Origin of the sequence: Gluconobacter sp. OJB, from assembly GCF_039638275.1 — a bacterium.
Lineage (GTDB): Bacteria > Pseudomonadota > Alphaproteobacteria > Acetobacterales > Acetobacteraceae > Gluconobacter > Gluconobacter cerevisiae.
The window spans coordinates 55130-67037 of record NZ_JBDIWH010000002.1 but is presented as its reverse complement, the minus strand read 5'-3'; the positions used below and the strand labels follow the sequence as shown (position 1 = coordinate 67037).

11 protein-coding genes are annotated in these 11908 nt (G+C 58.4%); 8 read left to right on the top strand and 3 right to left on the bottom strand.

Annotation, left to right across the window (positions count from 1 at the left end; all coding sequences use genetic code 11):
- Positions 1–22: 22 nt before the first annotated feature.
- Positions 23–1105: an IS5 family transposase gene (locus tag ABDK74_RS13520; RefSeq protein WP_174694504.1), complete on the top strand. Its 1083-nt coding sequence runs from the start codon at positions 23–25 to the stop codon at positions 1103–1105.
- A 416-nt stretch (positions 1106–1521) separates the two neighbouring features.
- On the opposite strand, the gene ABDK74_RS13515 is transcribed toward ABDK74_RS13520, so the two are convergent.
- Positions 1522–2232, bottom strand: a complete 711-nt coding sequence (locus ABDK74_RS13515) for a hypothetical protein (protein ID WP_346004289.1) — start codon at positions 2230–2232, stop codon at positions 1522–1524.
- Between the two features lie 321 nt (positions 2233–2553).
- On the opposite strand from ABDK74_RS13515, the gene ABDK74_RS13510 reads away from it, so the two are divergent.
- Together ABDK74_RS13510 and ABDK74_RS13505 are read left to right on the top strand one after the other, a co-directional pair.
- Positions 2554–2961, top strand: a complete 408-nt coding sequence (locus ABDK74_RS13510) for a hypothetical protein (RefSeq protein ID WP_346004288.1) — start codon at positions 2554–2556, stop codon at positions 2959–2961.
- A 5-nt stretch (positions 2962–2966) separates the two neighbouring features.
- Complete coding sequence (locus ABDK74_RS13505) at positions 2967–4061, top strand: hypothetical protein (protein WP_211569332.1); 1095 nt, start codon at positions 2967–2969, stop codon at positions 4059–4061.
- A 13-nt stretch (positions 4062–4074) separates the two neighbouring features.
- Here ABDK74_RS13505 and ABDK74_RS13500 read toward each other — a convergent pair whose 3' ends face one another.
- Positions 4075–4701 carry an SOS response-associated peptidase gene (locus ABDK74_RS13500; RefSeq protein ID WP_346004287.1) on the bottom strand — a complete coding sequence of 209 codons (627 nt, stop codon included), beginning with the start codon at positions 4699–4701 and terminating at the stop codon, positions 4075–4077.
- A 276-nt stretch (positions 4702–4977) separates the two neighbouring features.
- A complete protein-coding gene (locus ABDK74_RS13495) occupies positions 4978–5217 on the bottom strand; it encodes a hypothetical protein (protein ID WP_346004286.1) in 240 nt (79 codons plus the stop codon).
- Between the two features lie 353 nt (positions 5218–5570).
- On the opposite strand from ABDK74_RS13495, the gene ABDK74_RS13490 reads away from it, so the two are divergent.
- The 5 genes from ABDK74_RS13490 to ABDK74_RS13470 all read left to right on the top strand — a co-directional run bounded on the left by ABDK74_RS13490 (position 5571) and on the right by ABDK74_RS13470 (position 11551).
- Positions 5571–5843, top strand: coding sequence for a hypothetical protein (locus ABDK74_RS13490; RefSeq protein ID WP_346004285.1), 273 nt, complete (start codon positions 5571–5573; stop codon positions 5841–5843).
- Between the two features lie 125 nt (positions 5844–5968).
- Positions 5969–6754 (top strand): ImuA family protein, encoded by a 786-nt coding sequence (locus ABDK74_RS13485; protein WP_010505267.1) that lies wholly within the window; start codon positions 5969–5971, stop codon positions 6752–6754.
- The gene (locus ABDK74_RS13480; RefSeq protein ID WP_346004284.1) at positions 6645–8174 is read left to right on the top strand and encodes a DNA polymerase Y family protein; all 1530 of its coding nucleotides are present in this window, start codon (positions 6645–6647) and stop codon (positions 8172–8174) included. Before ABDK74_RS13485 ends, ABDK74_RS13480 begins: the two co-directional genes overlap by 110 nt.
- The gene (locus tag ABDK74_RS13475) at positions 8174–8407 is read left to right on the top strand and encodes a hypothetical protein (RefSeq protein ID WP_346004283.1); all 234 of its coding nucleotides are present in this window, start codon (positions 8174–8176) and stop codon (positions 8405–8407) included. Before ABDK74_RS13480 ends, ABDK74_RS13475 begins: the two co-directional genes overlap by 1 nt.
- Before the next feature lie 3 nt (positions 8408–8410).
- Positions 8411–11551 carry an error-prone DNA polymerase gene (locus tag ABDK74_RS13470; RefSeq protein ID WP_346004282.1) on the top strand — a complete coding sequence of 1047 codons (3141 nt, stop codon included), beginning with the start codon at positions 8411–8413 and terminating at the stop codon, positions 11549–11551.
- The last annotated feature ends 357 nt before the right edge of the window (positions 11552–11908 follow it).

The following is an 11908-nucleotide window of genomic DNA, read 5'->3' as shown; positions in this document are numbered from 1 at the left end:
CCTGCATTGATTGACGGAATGGATGATGAAGCAGCCGGGTTTCTTTGATGTTGCAGAGCGCTTTGCTCGATTGAGCGGGTTAGGTGACCAACTCGAAGCGTTTTCCCAGACTGTGGATTTTGAGGCGTTTCGCCCTGATCTGGCCAAGGCTCTGTCTTACGCCGATGGCAGTAAAGGCGGACGACCGCCATTTGATCCGGTGCTGATGTTCAAAATACTGGTGATCCAGACGCTGAACAATTTGTCTGATGAACGGACGGAATATCTGATCAACGACCGCCTCTCCTTTATGCGCTTTCTTGGTCTGGGACTTTCAGATCGGGTGCCTGATGCCAAAACAGTCTGGCTGTTCCGTGAACGCCTGACACAGGCGAGAGCCATTGAAAGACTGTTTGACCGGTTTGATGCAACTCTGCGAAACGCCGGTTATCTGCCGATGTCAGGCCAGATCCTGGATGCCACGCTCGTAGCGGCTCCGAAGCAGCGCAATACCAACGCTGAGAAAGCGGATCTCCGGGCAGGACGTATTCCTGAAGACTGGCAGGACAAGCCATCCAAATTGTCCCACAAGGATCGCCATGCGCGCTGGACGCTGAAGTTCACGAAAGCGAAGCGGCAGGATGATGGAACCATGCCGTCGAGTGATCTCGCCATCCCGTTCTTTGGATACAAATCCCACATTTCCATCGACCGGAAGTTTCGGTTCATCCGGAAATGGAAGACGACGGATGCCGCCGCCAATGATGGCGCGCGATTGAGAGAAGGGCTGCTGGATAAAACCAATACGGCCTCAGGCGTCTGGGCGGATACCGCCTATCGCTCCAAAGCCAATGAAGACTTCATGGAAAAGCAGGGTTTTGTCTCAAAGGTTCACAGGAAGAAGCCGCATCTCAAACCTATGCCTCGGCATATCCAGAAATCGAATGCCGGAAAGTCCGTGATCCGATCCCGTGTTGAGCACGTCTTTGCCGATCAGAAATCGCAAATGGGTCTGTTCGTCCGAACTGTCGGTATCACCCGGGCCACCATGCGGATCGGCCTGGCCAATATCGTCTACAATATGCGCCGCTTCCTCCTCCTGGAGCGGATCAGCGCGAATGCATAGCAATCCAGCGGGGAGCAGTCCCCGATCTGCTCAAAACGCAGACCGAAAACGAACCCAAAAGTAGTCAATCAAATCGCCAAAAGCCTGAAATCATCAGCCAAGCGTATCAATTAACGGTTCTTCGATCCCTCCAACTTCAGTGTCCAGCGCGCATGACGGTCCTTATGCGACAGCTTTGCGGGTTTTTTTGTGCCCAACCCCCTATGTCCGATAATAAGAATTAACGGACATAGGGGGGTGAAGAAGGGGTAATTTTTAGAAAAGGCGGAGAATTACCTTTTATATGAATTGAGGTTCTTCGGCATCACGCATTCCGCCCCGGAACAAACTCTTTGGGTGTCGGCAAGCATCTAGATGACGTGATGGCAGGCAGATTGATCCAAGGTATAACGCGTGCTGCTTCTTCGTTCGCAGAGTTACGACGACTTCTCGATGAAGCCGGTTGAAATCAGCCTGTGCTTAAATTCGCTCTCTGTATCTTCTGCGCTGACCTGAACGAGCACGTAGCTGTCGCGTTCTTCAAAGTTGAATTCAACTCCGGCCCACTGGGCATCATTATACTCTTGTTCGATTTCATCGTTCGTTTTGTCTCCAAGCGGAATTTCTTTTTCAAATATGCGGAGCACGGCTGTTCGACCTTTCTGATGATGGGTTGATTTCGGGTCTTCTAAATTTTCTGTGGAGGACACGGCTAAACTCACTAAAGGCGTTATGGCCTCAGCTTCCTGAAAGCCTGCCTCGAGGTTATTGATGGCTTCAATGATCTCATGTTTCTTTAATGTTGTGTATGTGTCGGTTGATTTCGGATAGCGAAACGCGAATTTCGTAGCCCGAGATGCACCATCCGCGACAATCTTAACAAGTTCGTCGAGCTGCTTAAATTCTAGCATTCCGACCTTGTATGCCTCAGAAACCAGCGCCCTGAGGTCATGTCCATATGGGCCACGTTCTAAAGCCTTTAGAGATAGGCCACGCACACAGAGGAAGGCCTTAAGATGACATTCAATGGCATGCGATAGGGCAGTACAGAGTGGCAAAAGTAGGGAGCCAGTCTCCACAGAATAGTGCGGGCTTTCTGCCAGAACCTTAGCTGCTAAAGAGAACTGGCACGCAGCGGTTTTCATCATCCTACTATCCTCGGGACCGGAGCTATTTACTCCGGTATTGGGAGGGGTCTCTTGCGTCACGTTCATTTCTTTCTCTGTCGACTATGTGTCACTTATAAGGATCGCTTACTGGTTAAAGATGTAACGACTGGTTGCGCGCTTAGTTTTGGTTATTGCCGCTTTGTCGCGCTGCGCGTATTCTCTTGGCTAGGCGAGAGATATAGTGCGCCTTCCGGCCTGTGAAACAACGGAAAAGTCTCTCAAACAGACTGTCATAACGTCCCGTTCGGAGTGTGACGCAAATCAGGCCCTGTGACTCAGTCTTCCGGTCGAGGATTTCAGATGACGATTTCTCTTGAAGCGCTCAAAAAGCAGGCCCGACAGGAAAGCCGGTCTGGCATATTGTCTTACACGCAGGCGCTCGAACAACTCTCCAAACGGCACGGGTTCCGGACGTTTGCTGCCCTGAAGGCCAGTCTCTCCAGGTCAGTGCCCGTGGATCTTCTTCAGCACTCAGACACTAAGAAAATACTTACGTCTCCTTGCGGGCTGAAGTGGACGCTGGTCGAGCCGGTTTTCGTCGGAGACTTAGAGGATGCTCCTCCATTTTCTATGGATCAGATCGAGCCGATAGGCGACCGGATGATTAAGACCACTCATTCCATTCCCCTGCCCAAAGAGCTTGTCGAGTATCTGGAGCCCTTATGGAACGCCAATGTCGCGGACGTTTCTAAGAACGACGCCTCGTAGAGTACGTGCCTGCTCCCCCGTTCGCCGAAAGACTGACCCAGTTCAGTCTTGAGCTGGGGCGTCTGGATCAGGCGCTAAGAGGGGCATCAGTGGCGCCCGCTGTTATCTTCAGACAACGCTTGGCCGCCATCCGGCGCCACGGCGCTGTCGATGGCTGGGTAATTGATCCCTGGTATCTCGTCGCTGAACTCCACGGTCTCGTTCCGAGAGTAATCGGGCAGGACAGCTTTGAGCGCGGCACGACCGTGGATGCTGCCTCTCATGCCTTTACGATCTGGCGTTGGTATGCTCGCCCAGATGAGATGCAGGCGAGCGCCATTGCCGAAGCTGAAGCGTTTCTGAGCGAGCAGTCGTCAGGCTGGGGACCTCTCCTCGATGCAGGGATCGCTTTTCATCGCTGGTTGGAGTCCGGTCGTCCCCGTGCTTCCTTCTGTGCAGCGTTAGGCCGCTACTGGCACTCCCATGATATTCTCGGGACGCCTTTGATCCTGACAGGCATTGAGTCACTCACGCCAGGAACCCCTTGGGAGATCGAGTCCTGGCTGTGCTGGTGGCTTGATGCTCTTCTGGCCGAAGTCCGCGAGGCGCACGACCTCCTACGTCAGTTGGAGCGAGCCAGAAGGCAGGCGCTTGAAAGATGCGGCGCGCAACGTCGGCATTCGCGCGCACCCCAGGCGATCAACGTGCTGGCGATCCAGCCGCTCGTGTCCGCGTCCATGCTGGCGGATCGTCTCGGCATGTCGATGAAAAGCGCGCTGCAGCTTCTCAGCGTGTTCCAGGACCGGGGCATTGTTGTGGAAGTCACGCACCGGGCGGCTCATCGCCTGTTCGGTCTTGCTGGAATGGAATCCCTCAGCGACGTTGTGACACCGCCCAAGCGACCCACTCCCGGCCGAAAGCGCGGGCGACCGCGCAAGAATGATCCGTTCACGGCGCACTCTGTCCTGGCGGACGAGATGACGCAGCTCCCGCCGCTAACCCGGCTGGATCCGGTTCAATTCGATTATGAGGATCTGGCTGCAGCCATGGATCAGGCAGATGAAGCCATGATGCGAAGTTCCCGGCTAATCGCCCGCCTCAAGGGAAAGACGGCCAGCTAGATCGCTCATCTGTTCAGAGAACCTGAAGGGATGACTCTTTCAGCGGTCTCTGCAGTTTCAGGGCGTCCGGTGTGGGGGCCGTCAGCCAGGTCTCGATCTCTTCCCGGTCTTCCAGAATGACGGGCATGGCTTTGGGATGGTAGGGCGCGACCACTGCGTTTGCTTCTGTTGTCAGGAAGCCGAAAAGATCGGCCGTGACCTCGCCTTCCTTGAGTTTGCGCACCGAGGTCCAGGACGTCCAGATCCCGGCAAAAAAGCGGAGAGGCTTCGCCTCATCGGCGGCAAACCACACTGAACGAAACGATCCGTCCCCCTGACGCGCCTGTTCCGAGAAGGCCGTAAACGGCACCACGCAGCGATGCGGAACGCCCAGCCAGCGTCGCCAGTGCGGAGACGCCGTATTGCGGATGTTCGTTACCCCCCGGTCGACCTTATGGCCTTTCAGGGCAAAGGCCGGCGACGGCATGCCCCATCGGGCCAGAACCAGTTCCCGGCCGTTCTGCCCGTTGCGCACAATCGGCGCCGCGTAATCCGGATAGACATCCGGCATGAGGGGAAGATTGCCCGTATGGTCATTGAGAACCTCCGCAAGAGCGCGGATTTCATCCTGTGAGGATGTCTGGGCATAGAGGTTACACATGACTGCTCTTCTGTTTTGAAGCCGAATGTCCCATGCAGGACAGACTATCAAAGAAGAAACACCGACCGCTGTGCCTCTGTTTCCTTTTCAGAAGAAATAGAGTGTCTTTTGTTGTTGGTGCGGTGGAGTTGTGGGCAGAGCAGCGCCCCTGGGTCAGCTCGCAAGAGCTGTCCCGGGGGCGTGAGTGACCGCCTGCAGGCGGCTGTCCACAAATCCACGGCCAGGAACAGCCTGTCTGGCTAATTATTCCTATGCCCTGTCGCTGAACGAAGGCTGTTACTTCGAGTTGGTCTTTTGCACTCGGCAGCCTTCACCCGACGGAAAGGGCTTAAGAGCAATCTCGAAGCCGAGAGCCTGTACGGCGGGCGCCAGACGCATCTGATAGCCTTCACCAGCAAGTTGCAGCGCTGTGCTTCCAAACGCCTTTTCAAAGGCTCCAGGCGGATAGCTTGCTTCTCCGGCCTTCACGATTTTCTTGGCGATCTCGTTTACTTCACTGTCAGAAATATGGCTCATTGACGACATCTGCGTCTCCTCTGATACAGTATGAGCGGTTTGCTCGCTTTACATCGGACCTACCGCTCGTCGGTGAGTCCGCGGCGGCACACGTGCTGTCGAACATGTTGGAGACCCCTCCTACGGATGTTGCGAACAGTCCTTGTGGCTGCCTCCAATGAGGATATCTGCGTCCAATGTGAGTGCGACCCGAACCCACTCTTAGGGGGCGAAAAGCCAGTTTCGTCATGCCATGCTGCGACCGCAATCCAGTTCTTGTGATGATGCGATAGCCTCATGCCGCACTCACACAGGTCATCGGTACAGTCTGTCTGTAGCAACTCAGCGACTGAGATGCCCTAACGGAGATGACCATGACCACACCGACAAACACCGCACGTTCCGAAGCCTCTCACCTTCTGTCCCGCGCTCTTCTGAACATCCGTGCCAAAGCTCAGAGCGTGCTCGGATCCAGCGAAGCGCTTTCCCCTGATCATCGTCATGTACTCTCGGCCATTGAGGCTGCTGCCGACGCTGTGCACAATCTTCCGCACCTGCTGGCGGAGCAGACAGAATCAAACGAGGTCGCCCTTATCAGCGAAGTGACGACCGCAAAGGAATCTCTGACAACGCTCAAAATGGGCTGATAAGCGGCCCTTTTGAACCTATTGGGCGGAGAGATGACGCTGTCTTACATAGCGATCCCTCTTAAAAATTAACTTGCGTCCCGCGTTCGTTTGTTCTCTTTCTGTTCTCGTTAAGGAGAACAGTCATGACTTCGAACGCGCTGGCGCGTCTGCGCGAGCAGGTCCGATGCCTGGAGCGTCGAAGCCTGCCTCACTCTATTTTCCGGGTGCTGCCAACAGGCCTGCAGCCGGTCGATGACCATCTAGGCGGTGGCCTCAAAACCGCTAGCCTGCATGACATTCTGGTGCCCGATCCGCTTGAAATTGGTTCCAGCCTCGCCCTGCTTCTGCCTCTGCTCGCGCGCAGTGGCCAGCCTGTTTTCTGGCTGGGGGCGGTCCCCCCTCAGCTCCATGCCTGGGGACTGCACCAGACCGGGATCTCGCTCCGACACCTGATCTGCGTTGAGAGCGATGACGCCAGTGTTCTGGCTGTGGCCGAGGATATCCTGCGCGGTCCCGAGCGAGCCCTTGTCGTGATAGCTGGTCCGCATATCCCCTCCCTGACAGAAGTGCGTCGCCTGAATCTGGCTGCCGAAAGCAGCGGGAATACTGGCTTCTTCCTGCGCTCTGTCAGCGTCTCCCGCTCATCCGGAAAGGACCCCTGTGCCTGCGCCACACGCTGGCAGGTTACTTCTCATCCTTCAGCCCCTCTCTGTTTGCCGGGACTGGTTCTGCCGCTTCCCGGCCCCCGCCGTCTTTCCGTCTCGCTGTTGCGGGTGCGTGGAGGACGTCCTGCCCACTGGCTTCTCGACTGTCCTGACCATGCGCCGCTTCCTCGCCCTGTGGCTTCCTTTCTGGCGCACCGAGCGCCTTCAGCTCTGCCAGCAGGATCATTACCCCCCCGATCGCCCGCTTGTCGTGCACGCGCCTGAGCACAACCGCCAGACGCTCACGGCCGTCAATCCGGTGGCGCTGGCAGCGGGCCTGAGACCAGGCCAATCGCTGGCCCAGGCACGGAGCCTTGTGCCGGACCTCCTGTGCGTCGAGCAGGACACTGACGCCGATGATGCGGCTCTTCACGAGCTCTGTTGCTGGCTGCTGTGGCTGTCGCCCCTGCCCGCTCTGGATGCGCCGGATGGCCTGTACAGTGACACAACTGGCTGTGCCCATCTTTATGGTGGTGAAGAGGCCATGCTGTCTCTTGTCCGGACGCGCCTTTCCGAGAAAGGTCATGCCTGTTCTCTGGCCCTGAGCGACAGCGCGGCGGCCTCGCGCGCTCTGGCACGCTCGCGCCTCGACGGCGCCTGCGTCATCCCGCCTGGTCAGCAGAAACAGGCTCTGGACCGGCTGCCCTGTTCGGCCCTGCCAATTGCCCCGGAGACAGCATCCCGTCTCAATCGTCTGGGACTGACAACCATTGGTGCGCTTGCAGCCCTTCCCCGCGCGCCTCTGGCCAAGCGGTTCGGCGCGGAGCTTCTCACCTGTCTGGATGAAGCCGTTGGCTTTCAGGCAAGACCGCTGAGCGTGGTTCAGGTGCGAGACCGGATCTCCCTGTCGCGCTCGCTTGTCGAGCCTATCGGCACAGCCGAGGCGATTGCGACCGTCATCGACGCTCTCGTGCCGGAAGCCTGCGTCCTGCTGTCACGTCGCGGCGAAGGCGCACGGCAGATCGATTTTCTCTGTGTCCGTGTGGATAACACGGTCCAGGCCATCCGTGTCGGCACGTCCGATCCGACCTCGGATATGCCCCGCATCCTCCGTCTCCTCAAGGATCAGATTTCCCGGATTGAGCCCGGCTTTGGTATTGAGGCTGTTACTTTGACGATCAGCGCCAGCGAGCCCATGGAGGCCGGCCCGGCTCGCCCGGTGCTCTCAGACCCAGAGGACTGTCAGGCGGACACACTGCCTGCGAGCCTCATCGACCGGCTGATCAACCGCCCCGGGATCACCTCCGTCTATCAGCTCTCGCCCCGGTTTTCCGCCTGGCCGGAAGACGGACAGTCTCGCGTTTCCCCGGACGACATGGCAAAACAGCCTCTCGCGAGCCAGATGCTCTGGGCGCGGCCGAACATTCTGTTCGATCTGCCCGTCCGGGTGCAGGTCACTGCCCTGCTCCCGGACGGTGCGCCCCGCCAGTTCGTCCTGAAGCGGCAGACGCATCGCATTGCGGCAGCCGATGGCCCCGAACGTCTGCTGGGTGAGTGGTGGCAGACGGCCGAAAGCTATGGCGCGATCCGTGACTACTGGCAGGTCGAGACCACGACCGGCCTGCGCCTGTGGCTGTTTCGCAAAGGCGACGGAACCCACGACTGGTCCGGGTCGGGCGCGTGGTTTCTTCAGGGGGTATTCTGATGGAGCCCCGTGATGATCTGATCCCGGCCAGCACCTCGGACGTGGCCGAAGTCCTGATGCACGCGCTGTGCTATGACGGACGCAGGCGGACGCATGACGCCGCCGAACTGATGGCCCGTCTCGTGGCCGAGCGTCTGGTCGCCTATCTGGAACGCTCCGGATTTGTCGTGATGCGCGCGCCGGCCAGCAACGCGCCTGACAGCAGGCGGCACCCGCATCCACACAGGCGCTGAGCCATGAGCGCGCCTTACGTCGAATTGCAGGTGACGTCTTCGTTTTCGTTCCTGCGCTCAGGCAGCCAGCCGGATGAACTGATGTTCCAGGCGAAAGCTCTGGGCTATGACACGATCGGTTTGGCCGACTGGAACACTGTTGCCGGGGTCATCCGCGCCCATCTGGCAGCGCGGGAGGCCGGTCTCCGTCTCCTGCCCGGATGCCGTCTGGCTTTGCGCGATGGAAGCACGCTCCTGGCCTACCCCCGCAATCGCGCAGGCTGGGCGGGTCTGTGCCAGCTTCTGACGCTTGGTCATCATCGGGGCGAGCGGGACGTGTTCCTTCTGGGATGGGAGGATCTCGTCGCAGCGGCACCGGACCTCCTCCTGATCCTCTTGCCGCCCGAGGACCTGGCAGCGCTTCCCGGGCACGTTCAGAGCCTGCTGGAGCTGCCCGGGCAAGGGGCAGGCGAAGAAGAGATCCGGTTTATCGCGCTGACAATGCTCCGGGAGCCCGGGGATCTGGCGCGTCTTCATGCGATTGCCGCCTTCTGCACATCGCAAGGTCTAGCCTGCGTTGTGACGGGACATGTGCTCTACCACGATGCGCGCCGGCACGTTCTTCAGGACGTGGTCACAGCAATCCGGGAAGGCTGTACCGTCGATGATCTCGGCCACCGCCGTCACGTTCACGCTGATCGCCATCTGAAAGCGCCTGAAGAACAGGCGCGCCTGTTCACTGCCTTCCCGGACGCTCTGGCCAACACGCGGCGAATTGCCGAGGCCTGTGCTTTTAATCTCGATGACCTGACGTACCAGTATCCGGCCGAAACCGAGCGCACAGGCGAAACCGCGCAGGACACCCTGACACGTCTGGTCCAGGCCGCGCTACCGCGTCGCTACCCGGCCGGGGCACCGCCTGAGGTCGAGACGCAGATTGCCCACGAGCTGAAGCTGATCGGCTCTCTGGCCTACGCGCCGTATTTTCTGACCGTGAACACCATTGTCCGTCATGCCCGCTCGCTTGGGATTGTCTGTCAGGGGCGGGGATCTGCCGCAAACTCGGCCGTCTGCTATGTTCTGGGCATCACGAGTATTGATCCGGTCCGCTCGGGCCTGCTGTTCGAGCGGTTCATCTCGGCCGAACGGCAGGAGCCCCCGGATATTGACGTGGATTTCGAGAGCGACCGCCGTGAAGAGGTCATCCAGTGGATCTACCGGCATTACGGCCGCCACCGCGCGGCCCTGTGCGCGACCGTGCAGCGCTATCAGCCCAAAGGCGCGTTGCGGGAAGTCGGCAAGGTTCTGGGGCTCCCGGAAGATCTGACCGGCCAGCTTTCAAAACATATCGCCTCGTCGTTAGCCGATCCCGATCTGTGCAAGGCGCGTGCGGCCGATCTTGGCCTGAACCTGAAGGAGAGACGCCTCAGCCTGACATTTCATCTTGCCCGCCAGCTTCTCGGCTTCCCGCGTCAGCTTGGGACGCATCCGGGCGGATTTGTGCTGACCGAGGATCGCCTGGACCAGCTTGTTCCCCTGATGCCGACCGCCATGGACGGACGGCAGATCATCGTTTGGGACAAAGACGATATCGACATTTTGCGTTTTATGAAGGTCGATGTCTTGGGTCTGGGAATGCTCGGCTGTCTGCGTCGCGGGTTCGAATTGCTGCACACCGTGTATCAGACCCGTATGGATCTCGCTTCGATCCCGGCCGAGGATCCACAGACCTATCGCATGATCCAGAAAGCGGACACGCTCGGGACATTCCAGATCGAAAGCCGGGCCCAGATGTCGATGCTCCCGCGCATGAAGCCCCGGACTTTCTATGATCTGGTGATTCAGGTCGCGATTGTTCGGCCGGGACCAATCCAGGGCGATATGGTCCATCCCTATCTCCGCCGAAGAGAGAAACTGGAGCCTGTCACCTATCCGTCCGAGACCCTGCGCGGCATTCTGGGGAAAACACTGGGCGTGCCGCTGTTCCAGGAGCAGGCAATGCAGGTGGCCATCCATTGTGCGGGCTTTACGCCAGGCGAGGCGGACCAGCTCCGCCGTGCGATGGCGACGTTCAAAATGACAGGTGGGGTCTCGCCGTTCCGCGACAAGCTGGTGAACGGAATGCTGGCCAACGGGTATGAGCAGGGCTTTGCCGAACAGACGTTCAGCCAGCTCGAAGGGTTTGGCAGCTACGGCTTCCCCGAAAGCCATGCCGCCTCGTTCGCCCTGATTGCTTACGCCTCGGCCTGGATGAAATGCCATTATCCGGATGTGTTCTGTGTCGCCCTGCTGAACAGTCAGCCCATGGGATTTTATGCGCCGTCCCAGATTGTTCAGGACGCGCAACGCCATGGCGTCGAGGTCCGGCCGATCTGTATCAATGCCTCCCGATGGGATTGCACCCTGGAGCGGGGCCGGAATGGACGGTACGCGGCGGTCCGGCTTGGGTTCAGGATGGTGCGCGGGCTGGCGAACGCCCATGGTGCCGCCCTGATCGCGTCTCGGATGCCGGATTATGAGAGTATTGACGATGTGTGGCGCCGTGCCGATGTGCCGGTCTCGGCCCTGGAATGTCTGGCAGAAGCAGACGCCTTCCGGGTATTCGGACAGATGCGCCGTGCTGCGCTCTGGTCAATCAAGGGGCTCGCGGACACGGCGCTGCCGCTGTTTGAAGCGGCGGATCGGGGTCGGAACTTTCCGCTGCCGGAGGTGATCGAGCCGGAGATTGTCCTGCCGCAGATGTCAGAGCGGGCGTCGGTGCATGAGGATTACCGGGCGACAGGACTTAGTCTGAACGGGCATCCCGTCGCGTTTCTCCGAGCGGGCCTGCGAAAAGAGGGGATCGTTCGTTGCGGGGATCTTCCTTATCTGCGGGATGGACGCCGGATCCAGCTCACCGGATTGGTGTTGATGCGGCAAAGGCCAGGGACAGCCAACGGCACCATGTTTGTCACGATCGAGGACGAAACCGGTACGGCCAATCTGATTGTCTGGAAGGGCGTGCAGGAGAAATTCCGCTGTCCTCTTCTCGCGTCCCGTCTTCTGGCCTGTAAAGGCCGACTTCAGAAGGAAGGCGATGTGATCCATGTCGTTGTACTCAGTCTGGAAGACCGCACGCCATTGCTTCAGGGGGCGGAGCTGCTGAAGGCACGGGACTTCCGTTGAGGAAGCACGTCAATTCGGCCACCTTTATTTTACGAATAACAAAAAATCTTGTTGATGTTTAGTCTGTGGAATTGTGGGCAGAGCCGCGCCCTGTGGTCAGCCTGCAGGGCTGTCCAGCAGGACGCGAGCGGTCGCGGAGCGACTGTCCATAAATCCACAGATGTCGCTCAGTTCCGCGAGTATTATGCAATATTCAGTGTAAATATCTGGCGGCAATCGAATCAATGTTAACATAATACATGACTCCTATCACCAGCAAGTCAATTAAAGCAGACATAGATACCACTAGAAGAACCTGACCTATGACAGCATAATACCATTTACATGTTACGATATGACCGTATCTAATTATTAGTT